Origin of the sequence: Ostreibacterium oceani (assembly GCF_009362845.1) — a bacterium.
GTDB classification, from domain to species: Bacteria; Pseudomonadota; Gammaproteobacteria; order Cardiobacteriales; family Ostreibacteriaceae; genus Ostreibacterium; species Ostreibacterium oceani.
Map to the genome: position 1 here is coordinate 1 of NZ_WHNW01000002.1, position 21,924 is coordinate 21,924.

At 46.0% G+C, this 21,924-nt stretch carries 19 protein-coding genes and 1 pseudogene; 10 read left to right on the plus strand and 10 right to left on the minus strand.

Annotated features, from left to right (window positions below; all coding sequences use genetic code 11):
- The 4 genes and pseudogenes from GCU85_RS09905 to GCU85_RS01620 all read left to right on the plus strand — a co-directional run.
- A pseudogene (locus GCU85_RS09905) lies at positions 1-573 on the plus strand (hypothetical protein); the annotation flags it as partial.
- Positions 570-968: a hypothetical protein gene (locus GCU85_RS01610; RefSeq protein WP_152808680.1), complete on the plus strand. Its 399-nt coding sequence runs from the start codon at positions 570-572 to the stop codon at positions 966-968. The pseudogene GCU85_RS09905 and the gene GCU85_RS01610, both read left to right, overlap by 4 nt.
- Before the next feature lie 96 nt (positions 969-1,064).
- Positions 1,065-2,363, plus strand: coding sequence for an NAD(P)/FAD-dependent oxidoreductase (locus tag GCU85_RS01615; protein WP_152808682.1), 1,299 nt, complete (start codon positions 1,065-1,067; stop codon positions 2,361-2,363).
- Positions 2,360-3,280, plus strand: coding sequence for a DUF1365 domain-containing protein (locus GCU85_RS01620; protein ID WP_152808683.1), 921 nt, complete (start codon positions 2,360-2,362; stop codon positions 3,278-3,280). The genes GCU85_RS01615 and GCU85_RS01620 overlap by 4 nt, the downstream gene beginning before the upstream one ends.
- A gap of 41 nt (positions 3,281-3,321) precedes the next feature.
- On the opposite strand, the gene creC is transcribed toward GCU85_RS01620, so the two are convergent.
- Together creC and creB are read right to left on the minus strand one after the other, a co-directional pair.
- Complete coding sequence (creC, locus tag GCU85_RS01625; protein WP_152808685.1) at positions 3,322-4,758, minus strand: two-component system sensor histidine kinase CreC; 1,437 nt, start codon at positions 4,756-4,758, stop codon at positions 3,322-3,324.
- Positions 4,755-5,483 carry a two-component system response regulator CreB gene (gene creB / locus GCU85_RS01630; protein WP_407944960.1) on the minus strand — a complete coding sequence of 243 codons (729 nt, stop codon included), beginning with the start codon at positions 5,481-5,483 and terminating at the stop codon, positions 4,755-4,757. Before creB ends, creC begins: the two co-directional genes overlap by 4 nt.
- 280 nt (positions 5,484-5,763) lie before the next feature.
- Here creB and GCU85_RS01635 point away from each other — a divergent pair, with 280 nt between their 5' ends.
- Both GCU85_RS01635 and GCU85_RS01640 read left to right on the plus strand, forming a co-directional pair.
- The gene (locus GCU85_RS01635; RefSeq protein WP_152808689.1) at positions 5,764-7,743 is read left to right on the plus strand and encodes a marine proteobacterial sortase target protein; all 1,980 of its coding nucleotides are present in this window, start codon (positions 5,764-5,766) and stop codon (positions 7,741-7,743) included.
- Entirely contained in the window at positions 7,740-8,339 is a 600-nt protein-coding gene (locus GCU85_RS01640) for a class GN sortase (protein ID WP_152808690.1), read from the plus strand. Before GCU85_RS01635 ends, GCU85_RS01640 begins: the two co-directional genes overlap by 4 nt.
- A gap of 77 nt (positions 8,340-8,416) precedes the next feature.
- Here GCU85_RS01640 and msbA read toward each other — a convergent pair whose 3' ends face one another.
- Positions 8,417-10,180, minus strand: coding sequence for a lipid A export permease/ATP-binding protein MsbA (gene msbA, locus GCU85_RS01645; protein ID WP_152808692.1), 1,764 nt, complete (start codon positions 10,178-10,180; stop codon positions 8,417-8,419).
- Positions 10,181-10,419: 239 nt separating this feature from the next.
- Between msbA and GCU85_RS01650 the strand changes: the two genes are divergently transcribed.
- The gene (locus GCU85_RS01650) at positions 10,420-11,295 is read left to right on the plus strand and encodes a lysophospholipid acyltransferase family protein (protein WP_152808694.1); all 876 of its coding nucleotides are present in this window, start codon (positions 10,420-10,422) and stop codon (positions 11,293-11,295) included.
- 230 nt (positions 11,296-11,525) lie between these two features.
- On the opposite strand, the gene GCU85_RS01655 is transcribed toward GCU85_RS01650, so the two are convergent.
- The 7 genes from GCU85_RS01655 to GCU85_RS01685 form a co-directional block, all read right to left on the minus strand.
- Positions 11,526-11,960 carry a hypothetical protein gene (locus tag GCU85_RS01655; RefSeq protein ID WP_152808696.1) on the minus strand — a complete coding sequence of 145 codons (435 nt, stop codon included), beginning with the start codon at positions 11,958-11,960 and terminating at the stop codon, positions 11,526-11,528.
- 77 nt (positions 11,961-12,037) lie between these two features.
- Positions 12,038-12,814: a hypothetical protein gene (locus GCU85_RS01660; protein ID WP_152808698.1), complete on the minus strand. Its 777-nt coding sequence runs from the start codon at positions 12,812-12,814 to the stop codon at positions 12,038-12,040.
- Between the two features lie 8 nt (positions 12,815-12,822).
- On the minus strand, positions 12,823-14,253 hold the full coding sequence (locus GCU85_RS01665; protein ID WP_152808700.1) for a TolB family protein: 1,431 nt from the start codon (positions 14,251-14,253) through the stop codon (positions 12,823-12,825).
- 146 nt (positions 14,254-14,399) lie between these two features.
- Positions 14,400-15,782, minus strand: a complete 1,383-nt coding sequence (rlmD, locus tag GCU85_RS01670) for a 23S rRNA (uracil(1939)-C(5))-methyltransferase RlmD (protein ID WP_152808703.1) — start codon at positions 15,780-15,782, stop codon at positions 14,400-14,402.
- The gene (locus GCU85_RS01675) at positions 15,779-16,411 is read right to left on the minus strand and encodes a paraquat-inducible protein A (protein WP_152808705.1); all 633 of its coding nucleotides are present in this window, start codon (positions 16,409-16,411) and stop codon (positions 15,779-15,781) included. The genes rlmD and GCU85_RS01675 overlap by 4 nt, the downstream gene beginning before the upstream one ends.
- A gap of 82 nt (positions 16,412-16,493) precedes the next feature.
- Positions 16,494-17,306, minus strand: coding sequence for a pseudouridine synthase (locus GCU85_RS01680; RefSeq protein ID WP_152808707.1), 813 nt, complete (start codon positions 17,304-17,306; stop codon positions 16,494-16,496).
- A gap of 54 nt (positions 17,307-17,360) precedes the next feature.
- The gene (locus tag GCU85_RS01685; RefSeq protein WP_152809325.1) at positions 17,361-18,551 is read right to left on the minus strand and encodes a phosphoglycerate kinase; all 1,191 of its coding nucleotides are present in this window, start codon (positions 18,549-18,551) and stop codon (positions 17,361-17,363) included.
- Between the two features lie 606 nt (positions 18,552-19,157).
- On the opposite strand from GCU85_RS01685, the gene upp reads away from it, so the two are divergent.
- The 3 genes from upp to mgtE all read left to right on the plus strand — a co-directional run bounded on the left by upp (position 19,158) and on the right by mgtE (position 21,740).
- On the plus strand, positions 19,158-19,790 hold the full coding sequence (upp, locus tag GCU85_RS01690) for a uracil phosphoribosyltransferase (protein ID WP_152808709.1): 633 nt from the start codon (positions 19,158-19,160) through the stop codon (positions 19,788-19,790).
- 71 nt (positions 19,791-19,861) lie between these two features.
- Positions 19,862-20,140 carry a peptidylprolyl isomerase gene (locus GCU85_RS01695; RefSeq protein WP_152808711.1) on the plus strand — a complete coding sequence of 93 codons (279 nt, stop codon included), beginning with the start codon at positions 19,862-19,864 and terminating at the stop codon, positions 20,138-20,140.
- 247 nt (positions 20,141-20,387) lie between these two features.
- Positions 20,388-21,740 carry a magnesium transporter gene (gene mgtE, locus GCU85_RS01700; protein WP_152808713.1) on the plus strand — a complete coding sequence of 451 codons (1,353 nt, stop codon included), beginning with the start codon at positions 20,388-20,390 and terminating at the stop codon, positions 21,738-21,740.
- Positions 21,741-21,924 lie beyond the last annotated feature (184 nt).

A 21,924-nucleotide genomic window follows, 5' to 3' on the forward strand; every position in this document is an offset into this window, starting at 1 on the left:
GACCGCACACGGCTTTTTTCGTGGGACAATATCACCTGGCAAGTGCGCGCCGATGGGCAAGAGGAGGATGAAGAAGTTGATTTATCCGACCCTGAGGCCATCATCCCCGCCCACCCAGGCGAGGCGGGGAAACTAACCCTCGCGGGGATTGATAGCGATGGCGATGGGATTCGTGATGATTTGGAGTTGGCGATTTACGAGCGATTCCCTGGTGAGCCGCTACGCGATTTGCGTTATGCGCTTTATCAACATGCCCAGATGTTACAAGAAACGTTACTGGCTACCGACAGCGGTGATACCGATCGCATTGAAGCGGCGGGCGATCGACAGAGTTCATCAGGCAGCTGTTTATTCTATATGAGAGAAAAGGCGCTTGAGGCCGAGCTGATTGACCACGCAACACGTTTGGATATAAGACGTTGGTTACAAACACTGCTGATTGATACATCAGCGCGTGCGGCAGCTTATAGCGACTATAACCAATACTGGAGTGGACGTGTACTTTCTTTGCCACCCACGACTGGTCAGGATTATGAATATTGCGAGTTTGAATTAGAGGGGGAATATCAATGATTACGTTAAAAAAACGGTTACCCCTTATGCGAATGGCTTCGCGACGTTTTCTATCATCTACCCTGTTGGTTACGCTACTGTCTGTGGCGCTACCTAGCACTGCCAATGAAAATAATCATTGTGGGCAAGCAATGACAATTTTCTTTGGTAATGGGGTTTGGAATTCACGTGAAGATGCTTATGATAGTTTGGATACGGTTAGAAATGTTTACAAGGACGCGTTAGCTGAAGACTACCCCGATATAGCGTTTGACTTTGAACTTGCCTATAATCATAATCAGGGAACAGTGGCAGATCTCTGGGAAGTACTGCTTCAAAAAATCATCGAAGACCCGAGAGTAGAAATAGGTAAAATGACTGCCGAGCAGTATGTCAACTACTACATTTCTACCTAGCTATGCGAATACAGGCTGTGAACGATAGGGCTATTATCTGTGGCATTAATTCGATAGAATAGCCACTTGACCATTTGCAACACGTAAAGCACCCTAATGAAAATCGCAGTTATTGGTACGGGCATTTCTGGGATGGCAGTATCCTATTTACTCCATCCGCAGCACGATATAACGGTTTATGAGCAATCCGATTATATCGGCGGACATAGCCGAACACGCACAGTCCAACACGATGGCCAGACGATTGCCGTTGATACGGGGTTTATCGTATTTAACGCACGTAATTACCCGCATTTATGCGCATTATTCAAACATCTAGACATTCCCACTGCCAGCAGTAATATGTCATTTGGCGTGAGTATCGATAACGGCTGGTTAGAATACGGCACCAACCAACTCCTCGGGCTATTGGCGCAAAAGAAAAACCTATGCCGCCCTAAATTTTATCGCTTGCTAGCTGATATTTTACGGTTTAATCGCCAAGCAAAACGCTACGTAGAAAAAAACCCACAAGCCAGCATGGCGCAATGCCTCACCGATTTACGGCTAAGTAATTGGTTTCGTGATTACTATTTACTGGCAATGGGAGGCGCAATCTGGAGCACCCCATCGACTGAGATGCTTGCCTTTCCAGCCAAAACGCTGATTCAATTTTTTGACAATCATGGATTGCTCACGGTCAACGACCAACCGCAATGGCATACAGTACTCGGCGGCAGCCAAACCTACATCAAAAAACTAACCGCTTCATTTTCGCATCGCATCCGCCTAAACACAGGCGTTAAGCGGGTCAAACGACTACCTGATGGCGTTGCGGTGATTGATTGCCTAGACCAGACAGAACACTACGATCAGGTTATTTTTGCCTGCCATAGCGATCAAGCCCTTGCCATGATTGCGCAACCAACCGCAGCAGAAACGTCCGTACTTGGGCGCATTCGCTACCAACCGAATCAAGCCGTCCTGCATACGGATGCGCGATTGATGCCACATCACCAATCGGCTTGGTCAAGCTGGGTCTATTTATCCCGCTCGCAAACTAATCCGCAAACTAATCTGCAACCCACCTCACCAACGCACCCAGCCAACGGCGTTAGCCTCACGTATTGGATGAATAATTTACAACCGCTAGGCACGGCCAAACCGCTCTTTGTCACGCTAAACCCAGCCGAGCCACCCGATGCCCGCCTGATTTATGACACGCATACGTTTCATCACCCGCTGTTTGACGCCGATGCCATCGCCGCCCAACAAGCGCTCGCCAGCATACAAGGCACTGACAAGCTGTGGTTTTGTGGCGCTTGGCAACGCTACGGATTTCACGAAGATGGGCTATTAAGCGCGGTTAACCTCGCGCGTCAATTTGGGGTAACGCCGCCTTGGGAAGCGTTATGAAAGACGCTGCTGTGAAAGACGCTGCGGAAAACGCTGAAAAAGACAGCCCACTGACCGAGACGCTGACTACGCCCTGCCTTCAGTCGCCAAACGCTCAGTCGCCAAACGCTCAGTCACCAAACACTCAGTCGCCGTGCGCTCAGTTTTCCTGCCCTCAGTTACTCTCAGCGCGGGTAATGCACCAGCGCCTAGACCCCAAAAAAAATGGGTTTTCCTATGGCGTGTATTATATCGCCATCCCGTTAGCCTCGATTGCAAATGGTCGCCTTGGCAAGATCATGCCCGTTAATCGCTTTGGATTACACAGCTTTTACAGCAAAGACCACGGCTACCGCGACAACCGTTCGCTACAAACATGGATTGACGATAGATTATCCGAGCATGGCATCGCGTTACCCCATCAGGTAGTACTAATTACCATGCCACGTATTTTGGGCTATGTATTTAACCCCGTGAGTTTTTGGCTGTGTTACAATCAAAATAACGAACTTTACTGTACAGTAAACGAAGTAAACAATACGTTTGGCGAGACACACAGCTATCTGTGCCACCCCCAAAACGGGCAGCCCATCGACAAAAACCAGTGGATGCAAGCCGACAAACAATTCCACGTCTCACCGTTTTTACCGCGCGAAGGCTATTACTGGTTTCGCTACCACATCACCGCCAAACACGCCCAAATCCAAATCGATTATTATGGTAAAAATAACCAAAAAACCTTAATCACGACCGTCAATGGCGCGTTTTCGCCGTTATCTCGGGCGAGCCTTCGCCGTGCTTGGTACAAAACACCGCTGCTTACGATTAAGGTGATAACACTGATTCATTACCAAGCCTTAAAAATCCTCGGCAAAAAAATTCGCCACATTAAAAAGCCCGACCCACACGACAGAAAAACCACCAAAAATCAGCGTTAACCGCATTAGTCGCGTTGGTTAACAACCGCTACAAACAAACGCTACGGCCAAATAATCCCAGCGCAAACACCCTCTTTCGTGTTCTTTAAATAGGCTTCACCGTCGTGTAATGACATGATTTCTCGAACAAAACTAAGACCCAGCCCTGTGCTTTTATGTAGACGATGATTTGATTGCAATGAAAAAAATCGTTCAAATGCCCTGTCAAGCACATAGTCTTCAAGCACTACGCCTTCATTAATCACCTGTAAATGATGGCGGTTATTATCCATCCGATAAGCCAGTATTATGTCGCCTTGATCAGGGGCATTCTCTAAGGCATTATCTAGCAAATTAGCGATAGCTTGTCGAATCAACAGGCTATCACCTGAAACATTTTGTGTATCAGGCATTTCAACGGCAACGGCTAATCCATAATCCTGAATAATCGACGCCCTTTCAGACAATAACTGCTCAACGACTGCGGACAAATCAAAGGTATCGATTATATCGAGTTTATTTTTACTCTCCAATTTGGCCAAATCCAGCATTCGTTCTACCAACTTTTGCATCCGTTGATTCGATATTTGGATATTATTGATAAACCGCAGTTGCTCTGATTGAGGTACGCCTTCGGCCAATAACTCAGCGGCAGCGCCAACCGCGGTTAGCGGCGTTTTTAATTCATGCGTCAAACCATGAATATAGTGCTCAACATATTCTTTACCATCTAATTCCTCGCGCATCTGTGTCATCGCCTTGGCGAGCTTATCAAACCGTTTATCCAAAAAACGAGGCGGCGGTGTTTTTTGGCCACGTGTCATCCTATTGGCATAATTAACCAACCGCGAAATCGCGTGTGTAAACCCATAGCTAACTAAATACGCCAATACAATCGCAATAGTGACAAGCAATAACGCATAGTCTTTTAAGTTATCTATTTCAACCGCCAGCAACTGCTCAAGCGGGCGAATCGGCTTGACAACACTCAACACACCGACGATTTCATTATCAATACGAATCGGCGCCGCTACAACCATGATTTTTTCATCCCCTTCAGCGGTTTTATCGTCATAACGAAAACTACTGCGCGCGCCGTACTGCCCTTGTAATGTCAGATTGACATCGCGCCACTGCGAAAAATCTTTGCCTTCATTTCTATTGGTCGAATCATAGACAACAACCCCTTGACGATTGGTCACATAGATTTCCAAATCAATTTCATCTTTATAGAGACTGTAAATTGTTGCATTTAACCGACGTTTATAGCTGTCTTCAAATAACTGAGACATTTGCGCCGTGTCTAACACTTGATCACGAAATTCATGCTCTAAAAAGGTAGCCAGTAAGTTTGCCGTATCGACCAATACGGTCTCTGAGGATTGTTGAAATGCGGTTTTTAACTTGTCAGAAGCCTTATCTAAAATAAACCACGACAACCCACCTATCACGATAAAATAAACAACAAACGCACGAAAACTAAAGCTCATCTTCATCATGAAGCCAACGAATAACCAAACCCGCGATGCGTCACAATCGGAATGTCATCCGCATCAATGGATTTAAGCTTTTGTCGTAGGCTTTTGATATGCGTATCAATCACTCGGTCATCAGAAGGATGGTTTGATGTCCACACTTGTTCTATTAGCTGACGGCGTGAATAAATCCGCTTAGGGTACTTAATGAGCGTTGATAGCAACAAATATTCACTGCGAGTAAGCGCCAAATCATGCCCGCGGTAAGCGATTTTCATTAATTGTTCGTCTAGCAGAAAGGGGGTGTTTTTTGACCCCTCATCGGATGCCGCCATTGCCTGAGAAACCGCCTGAGTCGACAGCTCAGGAGCATTATCCATTGTTTGGCTGCGCTTTAGTATATTTCGCACCCTAGCAACGACTTCCCGAGGACTAAATGGTTTGGTCACATAATCATCCGCGCCGATTTCTAGGCCAACAATTCGATCAATTTCTTCGGATCGCGCGGTCAAAAACATGGTTGGAATGTCATATTGCTGCCGTATGGTTTTAAATAGCTCAAAACCACTGGCATCGGGCAAACCAACATCCAAAATAATAAATTCCGTTGGCGTTGATGCTAAATGCACTAACGCCGATTTAGCATCCATCACCCAAGTCGGGTGCATGCCTTCGGCGGTTAAGGCATAAAGCAGTGTGTCGGCAATTTCTGCCTCATCTTCGATAATTAAAACCGTTGTTATCATCACTATTGCGTCATTATTATTGGGATGTTTTTGGAGCCAACAGTATACACAACCACCCTATCACTTGTCTATTTTTAAAATAATCAAAGTATTGGGCTGACAGCATGACGATGATAGCATGGTAATGACATGCATGGTAATGGTCGCATAGTGATGGTCTTGTTATCTGTCGAATCTTCATCTAATTCACACATAAGGCACACATAAGGCACACACAGGGCACACAGATTTTACAAAATCATTTGCAACAATAATACCAACCAACCACTACTCGGAGACCATTATGCAAATCAATCGAATTTTCATCAGAAGCACCTTGTTAATATCAAGCGTTATTATTCAGCTCACGCATGCAGCAAATAACGATAATATGACCGCTCGTTTAATGCTAGCAGACCAGTCCAATCAATTTAACCAACCTGCGTTATTATTGAATACCGAGATTAGCGGTGAAATAAACGGCATGATTGCGACAATGACGCTGACTCAGACATTTCAAAATACCAGCAATGAGTGGATGAATGGACAATATGAATTCCCACTATCAGACAAAGCCACCATTGACAGCCTAACGATGACAACAGACAATACGGTTATTCGTGGCATCGTCAAAGAAAAAGCACAAGCCAAACTCGCATTTGAAGCCGCTAAAGATAAAGGGAAAAAAGCTAGTCTATTAACACAAAGCCGTCCCAATCTATTTACTATGTCGCTAGCCAACATCGCACCCAACGCCGAAGTCATCACCGAAATTACGTGGATTACCATGGTTGACTACCGCAATGGGCAGTTCTCTCTACGACTACCCACTACATTTACCCCACGTTATTCAGCACAGAGGCTAGACACTGGAGCGGGTGATTTTGCTTTTGCCACACACATGAATGAAACAGACACCCATCAATTTAGCCTCAACCTTCATTTAGCACTTAATTTGCCTATAGAAAACATTCACAGCGCAACACACGACATTCGCGTTGATTCCATTGGTGACAGCCACCAAATCGAGCTGAGTAATGGGACAGAGCCGCTCAATCGCGATATGGTAATTCATTGGGAACCAATGGCAGGATTCAAGCCTAGCGCTGCTATCGCGTCTGAACAACAAGATGACGCTTATTACTACGCTATGATGATTATGCCACCCGTGAAAAACATTGTTTCTACCCTGCCCAAAGCGGTGACGTTTATTATTGATACGTCAGGTTCAATGGCAGGTGATTCAATACAACAAGCAAAACGCGGATTACTGGCGGGTTTAGATTCCTTATCAGGGCAAGATGTTTTCAACATTGTTGCGTTTGACAGCCATGCCACCCGCCTTTTTGACGAAGCACAAACCACAAACTCACACCATATGGCAACGGCCAGGCGTTTTGTCAACCAGCTACAAGCCGATGGCGGCACAGAAATGTTACCCGCTCTTCAATTAGCGTTTTCACAGCCTGAGAATCTCGGCTATCTACAACAGATTATCTTTATCACGGATGGTGCAGTTGCCAATGAAGCACAGCTATTTAACTATCTATCCAAACACTTAGGCGATGGCCGTTTATTTACGGTGGGCATTGGGAGCGCACCCAATCAACATTTTATGTCTGGCGCCGCCAAATACGGACGTGGTAGCACGATTAATATCGCTAATTTAAACGAAGTCGATACCGAAATGACCGCCTTATTTGATAAAATTTCCCGCCCCATGATGCGCGATATCAGCATTGATTTACCTTTTAATGATTCCGTTGAAATCTATCCCAAAAAAATCCCCGACTTATACACAGCCGAACCGATTTTATTAACCCTTAAATCAGCAAACCCCATTGATGTAGTGCGTATCAATGGCAAGCTTGGCGATGAAAATTGGGCAAGTGAAGTGAATACGGATAGCCCCAATAGCGGACAAACCAAAAACATCCATAAAATTTGGGCAAAAAACAAAATCGCGGATTTTAATGAACAATCCGTGCTTTACAGCCTACCCTTGGATGATTTCAAAGACGATATTATTCACATTGGTATCGCGCATCAGATAGTGACACCGTTTACTGCCTTCGTTGCCATAGAAGAAAAAATCTCAAAACCAACCAATGAAATGGCCAAATCCGAAACCATTGCCAATTTAGCACCGAAAAATAGTTTACTCTATGCCCCGTCAACCGCAACCAACGCAACATTGCAACTATTGATTGGACTATTATTTTTAACGCTGGCAATGATTTATTATTTTAAAAACGCTGAAAAACAGGACAAGGTAGCGCCATGAAACGACGAAAAATTTTTGTCTTAGCCGTATTTGTTATTATGGGCATGTCACAGCTAGGCAGCGGCTTATACACTCAAGCCAAAGCACAAGTCGCCAACTGGTTAATTAGCGAGTCCTGGCAGGAACGTAATCATCATGAAGCCCCCCAAAAACCCTGGCCGTGGGCAGATACTTGGGTGGTCGCTCGCCTCAGTGTTCCACGCCTAGGCATCAATCAATTTGTCATGCAAGATGTCAGCGGTGAATCGCTGGCATTCGGGCCTGGCGCAACTGATAATATTCGCACAAATGGCTATAATATTTTAGCTGGTCACCGTGATACCCACTTTAATTATTTGGACGAGCTGCAAGTAGGCGATTACCTTGAAATTGAAAATATCTCTGGGGAAACAATCATTTATCAAATGACGACAAGCCAAGTGATAGACGTCCGTGATGGTCCTTTACGCTTTGATGCTAACCGCACGGGGCTGTCATTAATTACTTGTTGGCCCATGGATGCCATCGTGCCTGGCGGGCCGCTACGGTATGTGGTATCTGGACAGCAAGTATCATCAATCAGCCAAGTGACACCCCTACTGTCCTATTCCCGCTAATTAGCTGATTAGATAGTCTTATGATTTTATTGATTAAAAAACGGGTTCACTTACGATAAACCTTGGATGGCAGGCTATCAATCAGCCTGCAAGGTTGCCTGTAATTGAAAATAACGCCCTTGCTGCTGCATCAACGCCTCATGCGAGCCTATCTCGACAATTTTGCCATCCGCCAAGACCACAATGCGATCCGCGTGGCGCACCGTCGACAGTCGATGGGCAATAATAATCGCCGTGCGGTCTTTAAACAGCACATCCAACGCCGATTGGATTGCGCGTTCTGATTGGGTATCTAGCGCCGAGGTTGCTTCGTCCATAATAATGATTGGCGCCGCTTTATAAAGCGCTCTCGCGATGGATAAGCGTTGTCGCTGCCCGCCCGATAGGCGTAGCCCAGATTCACCAATCAGCGTATCAAATCCTTGGGCTAATGTCTGGATAAAAGGCGTGGCTTGGGCTAATTCCGCGACCTGCTCCACCCGTTTCCTATCGATTTTATCCAGTGGCTCACCGTAGGCAATGTTGGCTGCCACGGTATCATCAAACAAAACCACGTCTTGACTCACATAGGCAATCTGTGCGCGCAAATTTTGCAACGACAATTGATGGATATCCACACCATCTAAATAAATATGCCCTGTACGCATCTCATAAAATCGCGGAATCAATGACACCAGTGACGATTTCCCGCTACCAGATGCACCGACCAATGCCACGGTTTCACCCGCTTCAATCGTTAGATTAAAGTCGTCTAATACCAACGCATCCGCTTCCGCATCCGCATCCGAATAAGCAAAACTAACCTGCGAAAAAACAAGCCGGCCTAACACGTTATCAGGTAAGGTTGCCTGATGCGTGGCATGAGCAGCATCTGTTTCTGTGGCTTCATCCAAATAGCAAAAAATACTCTCACTCGCGGCCAATCCGCGTTGAATTTCTTCGTTAATCCGCATGAGTTTTTTAATCGGTGACGGTAATAACCCCATCGCCCCGACAAACGCGAAAAACGCCCCAGGTGTGAGTTGGTTAGCCACGGTCTCGCGCGCCAACAGCCAGATGATTAAAGACAACACACAAACGATAATCCATTCGATTATCGGTGTGCTTAACGCCGTGGCGACTTCGCTTTTAATCGATGCACGGCGAATGGCATGGATAGCTTGGGTGAATTTATTCACCTCTTGTGCTTGGCTACGGTAGATTTTGACAATTTTATGGCCTTTGATGTTTTCATCCAAAATATGGTTCATCGCGCCCATATTGCCTTGGATACTTTGCGCCAACCGCCGCAATCGCTTGCTGACCAACACCACAATCCAGCCGACCAACGGCGCAATTACAAAAATAATCAACGTCATTTTCCAATTAACGTACAGCAAATACGACAAATACGCGATGACCATGACACCTTCTCGAACTAGCGTAATAATGGCGTTGGTGGCCGCCCCAGTGAGTTGCTGTACATCATAATTAAATTTGGATAGCGTTTGCCCTGAATTCACACGATCATAGTAACGACTAGGGAGCTGGTGCAAATGCCCAAACATCTGTTGCCGAAAATCAAATACAATTTGACTCGCAACCCAGCGCGAAGCATAACCGCTTAGAAAAAAACCAATCCCACGGACAAAGGTAATTAGTAATAAAAACCCAATCACGGCTTGAATTGCCCGCATGTCTTTACCAATTAATCCGTCGTCAATAATAGGCTGGATATTGGCGATATATAACGCATTCGTACTCGCATAAACGGCGGTTGCCAACAGCATTAGCGCGACCATCTTCCAGTAAGGCAATACATAGCCTAACAAGCGTTTATATAAAGTGACACTTTGTTTCATAAGCGGTGTTTTCGGGTGTTTCTAGTTGTTGACGAATTTTAACGGAGATTAACGTAAGCTGAAATATACCAAAATCAGTAAATCGGAGTTTATTATACAGATAATACTGGGTTTCGCATCATCAGGTCATTCAATCACACAAGAAAATGGTATAATCACGGTATAACCACGCGACGATGACCTTACTTGACCTCAGCCAAACAACTGCTCAGTCAAACAACCGATAATGTTTTTAAGAAATGATTAAAATCCTCTTTAACCTATTCTCCCATTTGCCGCACCGCGCTGCCAAACGACTGGCTGTGGTGCTAGGGCATTTGTTTTTTTGGCTACCAAATCGTGAAAAAAACATCGCCACCATCAACATCGCGCGGTGCTTCCCCGAGCTATCAAGCCAAGCGCAACAACAATTAGTCAAACAAACGTTGATTGATAATGTCAACACGCTACTTGAGTTACCGCGCATTTTTACCAAAGGGGGCGACTATGCTTTGTCATTGATTCAATCCGTACACGGCCAACAACACTACGATGCCGCACTGCAAAGTGGCAATGGCGTGATTTTACTGGCACCACATCTAGGTAATTGGGAAATTACCATCCATTATTTTAATCAGTTTTCTCCGATGACGGCGATGTTTGCACCACCCAAGCAGGCTTTTTTATATGATATTTTGCAACAAGCGAGAGAAAGCACAGGCGCAAAGCTAGTACCCACCAATATTACGGGCATTCGTGCGCTAATGAAAACACTAAAAAACGGCGGCGCGATTGGCATTTTACCCGACCAGCAACCCAAAGCTGGCCAAGGCGGTGTGTTTGCCGATTTTATGGGGCATTCTGCCTTGACCATGACGTTGGTCAGCCAATTATTACAACGCCAATCAGCCACGGTGTTATTTGTCTTTGCCAAACGCGTCGCAAGCGGCTATGACATTCATATTTTGCCTGCGCCAGAGGGGCTAGACCACAAAGACGAACGCCTAGCCGCCACCGCGCTTAACCAAGGCGTAGCAGCATGTGTCCACCTCGCCCCCAGTCAGTACCAATGGACTTATAAACGCTTTCACCGCCAGCCCAACGACGAGCAATCTCCCTATGAAAATGCCCCATAAAAATACCCTGTGATTAATCTGATTGAGCTGCTTAATCTACTTAATCTGCCTAATCTGCTTTATGGCAAAGGCCTTGTTTAGCCTTATTGGGGCATGTTGGGGTTTGTTGGGGCATGCTGAGGTTTGCTGGGCTTTATTGAGCAAAGCAAACAAAGCAATCAAACTAGACTGATAGCACGAGGATATTTTAGGAAGAAAACCACTTGCTGAAAGAACAAAGATAATCACTGCTAATAAGAAAGTGCCGAAATAGCAAATAGCACAAAAACAACAAACAAAAAAAAGAAAGCGCCGATTCTGACATGAGTCGATTCATGGTCTATCACATTAAACGGCCGGAATTGCAGTTTAAAAATAGCCCCCCATAGCTTAGGGATAATAATAAACCACTGAATATAGCCAATCGCAACAATAAAACACATAAAAACCAAACGCAATATAGTTTGGGCTATATCGTGATCGGAAGATAGGGTTTCTAGCATGGTTAAATTATCTAGATATTTTGCTGCTACAATCCCCAACGGAGCAGTTAAGCAAAACAGTGTAATATAAGTGAGAGCGAAACGAAACTCATCCGTCACATAAATTAAATCATATAGAAAAACAGCGGTGGGCAATAAAAAATAACCTACCTTTAGGTAGGTTATTTTTTCAATGTTTAGCATAAACGTCTCCTGTGATAGTATCGCAATCCGATTAACCCAATTAATCCATTATCAACGAGCTATCTGCTAATCGCCAATTACTGGGCACAAGCTGCGCCTTTTAGGTTGGCTAGCTTCACTAGGTTAAATGACTTGCTTCCATCTTCGCCTGACAGGGTCGCACTGCCGCTATTGCAGTTATCAAACCTGATTTGCAGTGTACCCCAATTTCGAATACCACTATTGCCATCTGTCGGTGCGCTCGTAAACGTCCCGCCGTTACCCGCATACCCCGTATAAACCGGTATCGTATAGGTCTGACCAGGCACTACTGCTTCTACAGATAACGCATCCGATAATAGCCAATGCGTATTACCGTTTGCACCACTTTTATAGCCATAATAATACGCCAGCAACTGATTGTTCGTTGTGTTAATCACATTAAACCCAAGACCGCTTTCAGTCGTGTCGTACCACGTGCCGCTGATATTGAAAAACGGATTATTAGTAACTGCATCACCGCATTCAGCGCCTTTGACATTGGCGAGCTTAATCATCTCAAATGACTTGGTGCCATCTTCGCCAACCAAGGTCGCCGTCGCGGCATTGCAGCCAGTAAAGGTAAGCTCGACGTTGCCCCATTCGGTCAAGCCGCTTCTGTCCGTAGTCGGGGCGCTATCAAAGCGACCGCCATTGCCCACAAAACCCGTATAGACAGGTAGGGTGTAGGTTTTGCCCTGTTCAATTTGCGATACGGCCAAAGCGTCTGTCAATAACCACAGCGCATCGCCAGTAGTGTTGCCGTTAGTGTTGCCATCAGCATTCTCATAGCCATAAAAATACGCCACCAACTGGTCGTTCGCCGTTTGAATCATGTTAAACCCTAACCACTCTGGTTGCGGTCATACCACGTCCCGCTGATGTTGGATATGGTCTCGCCTAACTCTGCCACAAAAATATCGAACGCTTCATTGGTGTCATTAGGCACCAAGTTAGTAGCACTCGAACCAAATGCTACCGTTTGACCATCGGCTGATAAACTAGGGAACCCACTACCATTGTAGGGCCAACTATTGCCAAATTCATTATTTTCATCGAGCAAAGCAGCAATGACTTCAGTTTGCCCCGTCTCTTGGTCATAAATATAAATTCCATAAAAAGAAGGGCCGCATCCCAGAAAGTCGCATGCTTGGTATTCAGGTGAATAAGCAATATATCGCCCATCGGCAGATAATGATACACGATAATATACAGCACTGGAAATTTCTTCTTCATAAGGAATATCCGCGGTAATTCGTTTGATTTCTCCTGTCTCCAGATTACGCACAAAAACATCCCAGTTGTTATTCGTCGTATCACCCGCCACGAGGTTGTCTGCGCTCGATACAAACGCCACGTAGCGACCATCGCCTGAAATCGCTGGCGCAGAAAATTGGCTGTTTGCCTGCTCGCCTGCGCTACCGACACTCACACGGGTGGTCTCGCCCGTCTCACGGTCGTGCACAAAAATATCTGTTCGATTATTCGTATCACCCGCCACGAGGTTATCTACCCATGATTCAAACGCCACATAGCGACCATCGGCTGAAATCGCTGGCGATTCAGACCCGCCGTTTGCTTGTGTCCCTGCACTACTGACACTCACACGGGTAGTCTCGTCCGTCTCACGGTCGTGCACAAAAATATCGCTTTCGTTATTCGTATCACCCGCCACGAGATTATCTGCCCATGATTCAAACGCCACGTACCGACCGTCAGCTGAAATCGCTGGCGAATAAGATCCGCTGGTTGCCTGCGTACCTGCGCTACCGACACTGACACGATTGGTCTCGCCTGTCTCGCGGTCGTGCACAAAAATATCTGATAGATTATTCGTATCACCCGCCACGAGGTTATCTGCGCCTGATATAAACGCCACGTACCGACCATCGCCTGAAATCGCTGGCGCAGAAAATTGGCTGTTTGCCTGCTCGCCTGCGCTACCGACACTCACACGGGTGGTCTCGCCTGTCTCGCGGTCGTGCACAAAAATATCATCGTCGCCATTCGTATCGCCCACTACGAGGTTATCTGCGTCTGATACAAACGCCACATAGCGACCATCGGCTGAAATCGCTGGCCAATAAGACCCGCTGGCTGCCTGTTCGCCTGCGCTATTGACACTGACTGGCGTGACTTCTTGTGCATAAATGGTCATCGTACAAGCTAACCCCGATAACAAGCAGATGGCTTTTACCAACGGCTTGGCGCGGCTTGAAAACACCCCTGCAAATTGATGCATAATATGCTGATTTTGACAGTCAGAACGATACATGGTTTGCTTACTCCTTGTTAATTAATTCAAAGTCATCATAAAACGCACGGATAACCTTGTCAATCTAAAACCATCCCTCAAGCAGCCAATTTAAAAAATCAGAAACAAATAAGCACCTTCGCCCCAGATTCACCTCAGATTCGGCTTCATTTTTTTGGACTTTTCACCAACAGCGCCATCGACTCCACGTGTGCCGTGTGGCTAAACATATCCATCACGCCTGCGTTTTCTAATTGGTAGCCATACTGATTGACTAGCATCTCCACATCTCGGGCAAGCGTCGCGGGGTGGCACGAGACATACAACACCTTTTCAGGGGCGAGATTGGCAATCAACGGCATGATTTCTAGGGCGCCGCTGCGTGGTGGATCGATCAGTATTTTGTTGTAACGATAGCCTTCTCGCCATTTCATCAATCGTGTTTCTTGGGTCAAATCGGCTTGGTAAAACGCCACATTATCGATTTGATTATTGTCTTTGTTGCGATTGGCCCAATCAACCAGTGGCTTAGCGCCTTCGACACCGACCACGTATTTTGCACGCTGTGCGATAGGCAAGGTGAAATTCCCTAACCCACAAAACAAATCCAACACCGTGTCGTTTTTATCAATCGCTAACCAGTCTAAGGCTTGCTTTAGCATCAACTGATTCATTTCAAAATTAACTTGGGTGAAATGATACGGCAAAAAATCCATGACCAAAGGCGCAACATACTGCCCTGACTGTTGCTCTTGTGCCGTTTGTATATCAATGTGGTACTGCAATACTTGATCATGCCCTAACCCATGCATGGTCGTCTCATTACCTGGCTGCAGATAAATCAACACATCGTGCGCCTCAGCAAACGATTGCAATAACTGTAAATCCCCTTGCGTCAACGGGTCTAAATGACGAAAATTAAGCGCCAACGCATTATCACCCAGCGCCATTTCAACCTGCGGGATACGATCAGGAATAGACAATTGTGCAACTAACGCCGAGATTGGCATCAACAAATCGGACAGCGCAGGCGCGAGTACTTCACACCGCGTCATATCGGCAATATACGGACTATAACGCTCACGAAAGCCAACCAACACGCGACCCTTGCCCTTAACCTGTTTGATCCCCACGCGAGCACGGCGCCTATACCCCCAAGGACTGCCTTGCAAAGGCTCAACCAGCTGTTTAGGCAACGTTTTGGCCTGATGCGTCAGGTGATTGACTAATTGACTAGATTTAAACGCAATTTGTTTGGATGGCGCCAAATGCTGCAAACTACACCCGCCACATACCGAAAAAGCCGCACATTTAGGGATGACGCGATCGGGGCTTGCGGTCGTGACGTTGGTCACCTGCCCTGCTAACTGCTGTTTGCGTTTATTTTTATAGACAAAGCTAACCGTCTCATTCGGCAATGCACCCGTTATCATGACGGGCTTATCATTGGCATACGCCAAGCCGCGTCCATCAGTCAATAGCTCGGTAATCGTCGTGGTAAATTCGCCTTGTGGGAGCTTGGGCTTTCTGGTTCGTCGTTTATTGTTCATGGGTTGCCTGATGGGTCGGGTGGGTCAGATGATTCAGATGATTCGGATAATTCGGATAATTCGGGTGGATTAAAGTCAGTTTGCATGGCGGTCTGCGTGGGCTTTACCGACTGCGTGGACTGGCTAGACTGCATCGCATTCGGCGCAATGGTTTCAGCATCAGATTGACGCAGTTGTTTAATCCAAAAGCTCAACAAAATACTCGCTACAATCGAAACCGTAAACACATAAAACCCAATATGTAACTGAACATCAACGAGCACGCGTAATTTTAGCAAAATAACCATTAACGCGATAACAAACACGTCCAGCATCGAAAAATGCCCCAGCGTCTCGACCACTTTTGTCATTTTGTTTTGCCAATTTCTGCACAAATGCCGAATCTGTAGCGCCATGGTCACGAGTTTTGCGACAGGAAAAATCACCGTAAATAACCCGATAATAATCAGCAAACTGGTGTTTTGTAGCGACGGTGTTTTGGCTAACAATAGCATTGAATTTACCAGGGAAAATTCATTCTCAAAAAAATAAAACTTTTTGACGGTCGCCATCGGCAGCAAGATTCCCCCCAGATAAGTCAGCACAACCAGTAGCCATAAAATGGACAGACCTATTTGTTTTGCACGCATTGCTGGTTTGCCCTTATTTGGTTTGCCCTTAGCTTTGGCTTGCCCTTATTGCGGCTTTGCACTCGTATTAGCTTCATCGGTTTTACCCATCGTTTCTACTACTAGTTTGGGCGCTAGTTTTGGCGCTAGCATCTAGGCATTGGGTTAATTTTTTAACCTCTGTGGTGGTTAATTCGACTGTTTTGCCTGGCGATAAGGTCTTAGGGATATCATAACTACCATAACGAACCCGTTTTAATCGGCTAACTTGGCACTCGACTGCCTCCCATAATCGACGGACTTCACGGTTACGACCTTCGCGCAAACTGACTTTGAAAAAGTTATTTTTGACCTCCTCGTCAGGACTAATGGCAATGATTTGGTCGAAATGCGCCCAGCCATCATCTAGCTCGATACCACTTTCTAACTGCTGTAGCTTTGTCTCAGTAATTTCACCGAATACCCGCACGACATATTCACGCACGACTTCGTTACGTGGATGCATTAACGCATTAGCCAAGCCACCATCATTAGTAAAAAGGAGCAACCCTGAGGTATTGGCATCCAATCGCCCAATCATCACCCAACGACTATTTTTAATCGGCGGTAGGTCTTTAAACACGGTGGGACGGCCTTGGTCGTCTTTGCGTGTACATAACACGCCAACGGGCTTGTGATAGGCGATGACCCGTGTTTTGCGCTCGCTTTTGACTTCGCTAAGCACGACGCGACGCCCTTTGATTTGAATTAATTCATTGCCTTGTAACGGCTGTCCGAGCGTCGCTGGCTTGTTATTCACTTTGACTTCACCTGCTTCGATTAGGCGCTCAATTTCTCGCCGTGAGCCAAAGCCTAACGCCGCCAATTTTTTTTGGATGCGCTCGCCCGTTGCTTTTTTGGAAGGTGTTTTTGCCATGAGTTAAGTGTCCTATGTAATTAAATGCTGTCGCGCTATCGCCTGTATTCGGATTTATATTTTGTTCGAATCAGCAAAGCGCGATTCCAATATGGCAATCGCGGGAAGTTTTTTCCCTTCCATGTATTCCAAAAACGCGCCACCGCCTGTGGTGATATAAGAAATACCGTCGTGAACGTTAAATTGGTCGATGGCGGCAATCGTGTCACCACCACCTGCGATAGAAAACGCATCAGCGCCTGCAATCGTTTGTGCTAGTTTTTCTGTACCTTGCGTAAAATGCGCGAATTCAAATACCCCTATTGGCCCGTTCCAAATCACGGTCTTGGACTGCTGGATTAATTTGGCATAATTTTTTGCGGTTTTCGGCCCAACATCTAATATCATATCATCTCGTGTGGTATCAATGATATCTTTGAATACACACTCGGCATGCTCATCAAAATGCTCCGCCGTTCCGACATCAATCGGCATCGGGATTAACGTATTTAAGCGGTGAGCTTTTTCGAGGATTTCATGACACACTGAAATCAAATCGGGCTCGTGCAGTGATTTACCCACGCGCGCGCCCGTTGCTGCTAAAAAAGTATTCGCAATACCGCCGCCGACAATCAACGTATCGACTTTTTCAATCAACGCATCTAGCAAGGCGAGTTTACTCGATACCTTAGAGCCACCGACAATCGCCACGATCGGGTGCTGTGCATTCGATAATGAACGTTCGATATTTTCAATTTCTCTGACCAGCAGCGGCCCACCACAAGCAATCGGTGCAAATTTAGCGACACCATAAGTTGATGCCTGCGCGCGATGGGCGGTGCCAAAAGCATCCATCACAAAGACATCCGCCAATTCGCCTAACTGCTTAGACAAGGCATCGTAACACTTTTTCTCACCCACATTAAAACGCAAATTCTCTAATAGCACCACTTGGCCAGGCGCGACTGACACGCCATGCAGATAGTCATGTAATAACTCCACATTCTGCCGCAAATGCTTTGTCAGCCAACTGGCAACAGGCGCCAAGGTTAGCTCGGGGTCAAATTTACCCTCGGCAGGTCGCCCCAAATGACTACCCAAAATCACCGCCGCGCCCTTGGCTAACGCAAGCTGAATCGTCTCTAATGCGGCCTGCAACCGTGCATCGTTTTGAATTTCGCCGTTTTTAATCGGCACGTTAAAGTCCTCACGAATAAAGACTTTTTTACCTGACAAATCCAGGTCAGTCATTTTTAAAAAAGGCATTGTGGTCATTGGATTCTATACTCTTGTCATCGTCAATACAGTTATCTACTCGTTTCAGTAGGCGGCTTATCATATCAAAAAAACGGCCTAAAATCGTCTATTGATTCACATCTCTGGGTGACTCATCTACGCACCGCTGCTTTTCACCGATAAATTAATACCCGCTGTCATGCTGGATGACGCATAAAATACCGCATAAAATGCCACACCAAATACCATGCCAAACCAACACGCAACAACATCAGACTAGCGCCCAACTAGCGCCCAACTAGCGGCCAACTAGCACTAGACTAGCACCAAACTAACACCAAATCATCGAAGACGTTCCAAATAGACGGCAAAGCGACCCATTAAAAAAAATAGAATAATTGCGTTTTATGATTGGCAGACAGGGCGTAACCCATTAGAATATGTCCAATATGTCTCGATAACCTAACTCGACTTAGCATCATTTGATTAATCTGTCAGTTTGCATCAATGTTTAGTCAGGTGTTTATCGTTCAGGTGTTTATCGTTCAGGCGTTTATACTTCAGGATGTTAGCGCGAGTACTTAGTGCGGGCAGTTAACGCAAATTGATATCAGTCAATAAAACAGGCTAAAAACCATGTATTACGAAAGTCAAAACCGCGTCGTCAAACACTTAGTTAATCGTTTACGCGACGTCAATACTGATTCATTTAATTTTCGCATGGCGCTAGAGGAGCTCACGCGCCTAATGGTCGCCGAAGCATTCGCGCAACTCCCCACCAAACCCACAACGATTGACACGTGGCAAGGGCCGCTGGACGTTGAACGCATTGATGAGTCAGCGCTGGTTTTTATCCCGATTTTACGCGCGGGCGAACCAATGCTTGCTGGCATACTCAAGGCACTACCCAACGCACGTAGTGGGTTTATCGCCATGAAACGTGATGAAGCTACCGCCAAAGCGGTTTTTTATTACGAAAACATCCCTGACTTACAAGGGAAAACCGCGATTTTACTCGACCCAATGGTCGCTACAGGCGGCTCACTTATTGATAGCATTACCTTTATCAAAAGCAAACAACCACAAGCCATTTATAGCATTAATATTATCGGCGCACACACAGGTGTTGAATTAGTCAACCAAACACACCCAGACATACACCTGCACATTGCGCAAATCGATCCAAAACTAAATGCGCAGCAATTTATCATCCCAGGACTAGGTGACGCGGGCGATCGCGCTTTTTTCACCCCACCAAATGATAACTAACCAGATAACTGAAAAACAACCAACCGATATTGATTTTTTATTTTTTTTAAAACGCAACCCGGAGAAAGCTTATGTTAGCAACGGCAAGACACATCCTCGTTAGTACCGAGGCACAAGCACAATCACTCAAAACCGAAATCGAGTCAGGCACCGATTTCGCTGAATTGGCAAAACAACATTCTAGCTGCCCATCAGGCGCTGCAGGTGGTGACCTCGGTCAATTTGGTCGTGGCATGATGGTACCTGAATTTGACGCAGTCGTTTTTTCAGCACCTGTCAATACGGTACAAGGTCCAGTTAAAACACAATTTGGCTATCATTTGCTCGAAGTCACCAGCCGCTCAGAGTAATGCTAGCATGGCGTTAACATAACGTTAGCGTAACGTTAACGCCACTTTGCCTGGCAGTCCGTGCTAAGATAACCCCTTAGCACGTGCTGCCAGTTTATCTATGGGTTTATCTGTGGGTTTATCTGTCCATTGATGCCGATGTGCTCGAATACTAGGATACTAGGCTGCACTGAATTGATTTAACCCCATTACGCCACTTAATCTCATTACGCCACTTACAACACTTACAACACAACCCAAACACACGATGCAATTTCAAGTTACTCCCGAATTAATCGAGAAAATACAACACCTTGCTTCCGAACAATTGGATCAAGAGCTGCATCGTTACCTCAAAGATTTACACCACGCCGATATCGCCGAAATCATTGCGGCTATCCCGCCCGTAGACGCGGCGTACATTATCCGCTTGTTGGACAGCGAAAAAACGGCCGAAATTTTAATGGAGTTATACGAGGATGATCGCGAACAAATCCTGCTCCAGCTTTCGCCGCAGGAGATTGCGGGCGAATTAGATATGATGGACACGGATGACGCGGCTGATTTTTTGGCCGAGCTACCCGACGAAATCAAAGGCGAAGTCATCGACAATATCGAAGACGACGAACACGCCAAAGACCTACAAGAGCTCCTGCGCTACGATGAAGATTCCGCAGGTGGATTAATGGCCAAAGAGCTGATTCGTGTACGAGAAGACTGGCCCGTGTCTGAATGCATTGATGAAATTCGCCGACAAGCTGAAAACGTCATCCGCGTGCATTCGATTTATGTCGTTGACAAAGACGACAAACTCATCGGGCGGCTGTCCGTCAAAGACTTGCTAACCGTCAAAAGCCAAACCAAAATCGCAGAAATCTACATCCCGCGCGTGGATTATGTGAATGTCCACACCGACGGCGATGAAGTCGCTAGAGTCATGCAAAAATACGACCTAGAAGCACTGCCAGTCGTGGATGAAATCGGCAAATTGGTTGGTCGCATCACCATTGATGATATTGTTGACTTCATCAAAGAAGAAGCAGAAAAAGACTACCAACTCGCCGCAGGTATTTCCCAAGACGTAGACACCAATGATAGCTTTATCAAACAAACTCGCGCCCGATTACCGTGGTTATTATTAGCCCTAGTCGGCAGCTTTGTCGCGGTGCTCGTGATTGGCGAGTTTGATACCGCATTGGAACGCTACAGTCGTTTATTTTTCTTTACGCCATTAATTGCCGCGATGGCTGGCAATGTCGGGGTTCAATCGTCTGCTATTATTGTACAAAGTATTGCTAACAATACCTTGTCAGACTCTTTATCGACCCGCTTATTCAAAGAGTTATTACTCAGTTTTTCTAGCGGACTGTTGCTGTCTTTGTTGCTCCTTTTTGCCACACACTTTATCCTAAATTACCCTATCAGTCTTGCCATCACCATTGCCTTGTCGTTGATTATTGTGATGATTATTGCCTCGCTGGTTGGTACGTTTGTCCCTATCACCCTGCACCGAATGGGTATTGATCCTGCGCTTGCGACGGGCCCATTTATCACCACCAGCAATGATATTTTTGGTATTTTTATCTTTTTTTCTATTGCACGGGTTATCCTCGAATTCTAACTGGCGACTTATCTGGCAACTTGTCTACCGACTTATCAGCCTACCCCCCTTGCCTTAACTGTCACCTTAATCGCTGACATCAAAATAAGCCATCAAAATAAGCCATCAAGCAGGCCATCAAAATGGACGACAAATATGCTATAGTAATTATCACAATGACTAATAGCGTCAATAACTAACGGCG

What these genes read in the sequence shown, in the direction of transcription:
- GCU85_RS01610 (WP_152808680.1), top strand. Translation starts at nt 570, where the DNA reads ATGATTACGTTAAAAAAACGGTTACCCCTTATGCGAATGGCTTCGCGA.
- GCU85_RS01615 (WP_152808682.1), top strand. Translation starts at nt 1,065, where the DNA reads ATGAAAATCGCAGTTATTGGTACGGGCATTTCTGGGATGGCAGTATCC.
- GCU85_RS01620 (WP_152808683.1), top strand. Translation starts at nt 2,360, where the DNA reads ATGAAAGACGCTGCTGTGAAAGACGCTGCGGAAAACGCTGAAAAAGAC.
- creC (WP_152808685.1), bottom strand. Translation starts at nt 4,758, where the DNA reads ATGATGAAGATGAGCTTTAGTTTTCGTGCGTTTGTTGTTTATTTTATC.
- GCU85_RS01635 (WP_152808689.1), top strand. Translation starts at nt 5,764, where the DNA reads ATGCAAATCAATCGAATTTTCATCAGAAGCACCTTGTTAATATCAAGC.
- GCU85_RS01640 (WP_152808690.1), top strand. Translation starts at nt 7,740, where the DNA reads ATGAAACGACGAAAAATTTTTGTCTTAGCCGTATTTGTTATTATGGGC.
- msbA (WP_152808692.1), bottom strand. Translation starts at nt 10,180, where the DNA reads ATGAAACAAAGTGTCACTTTATATAAACGCTTGTTAGGCTATGTATTG.
- GCU85_RS01650 (WP_152808694.1), top strand. Translation starts at nt 10,420, where the DNA reads ATGATTAAAATCCTCTTTAACCTATTCTCCCATTTGCCGCACCGCGCT.
- GCU85_RS01655 (WP_152808696.1), bottom strand. Translation starts at nt 11,960, where the DNA reads ATGCTAAACATTGAAAAAATAACCTACCTAAAGGTAGGTTATTTTTTA.
- GCU85_RS01660 (WP_152808698.1), bottom strand. Translation starts at nt 12,814, where the DNA reads ATGATTCAAACGGCGAACGACCAGTTGGTGGCGTATTTTTATGGCTAT.
- GCU85_RS01665 (WP_152808700.1), bottom strand. Translation starts at nt 14,253, where the DNA reads ATGTATCGTTCTGACTGTCAAAATCAGCATATTATGCATCAATTTGCA.
- rlmD (WP_152808703.1), bottom strand. Translation starts at nt 15,782, where the DNA reads ATGAACAATAAACGACGAACCAGAAAGCCCAAGCTCCCACAAGGCGAA.
- GCU85_RS01675 (WP_152808705.1), bottom strand. Translation starts at nt 16,411, where the DNA reads ATGCGTGCAAAACAAATAGGTCTGTCCATTTTATGGCTACTGGTTGTG.
- GCU85_RS01680 (WP_152808707.1), bottom strand. Translation starts at nt 17,306, where the DNA reads ATGGCAAAAACACCTTCCAAAAAAGCAACGGGCGAGCGCATCCAAAAA.
- GCU85_RS01685 (WP_152809325.1), bottom strand. Translation starts at nt 18,551, where the DNA reads ATGCCTTTTTTAAAAATGACTGACCTGGATTTGTCAGGTAAAAAAGTC.
- upp (WP_152808709.1), top strand. Translation starts at nt 19,158, where the DNA reads ATGTATTACGAAAGTCAAAACCGCGTCGTCAAACACTTAGTTAATCGT.
- GCU85_RS01695 (WP_152808711.1), top strand. Translation starts at nt 19,862, where the DNA reads ATGTTAGCAACGGCAAGACACATCCTCGTTAGTACCGAGGCACAAGCA.
- mgtE (WP_152808713.1), top strand. Translation starts at nt 20,388, where the DNA reads ATGCAATTTCAAGTTACTCCCGAATTAATCGAGAAAATACAACACCTT.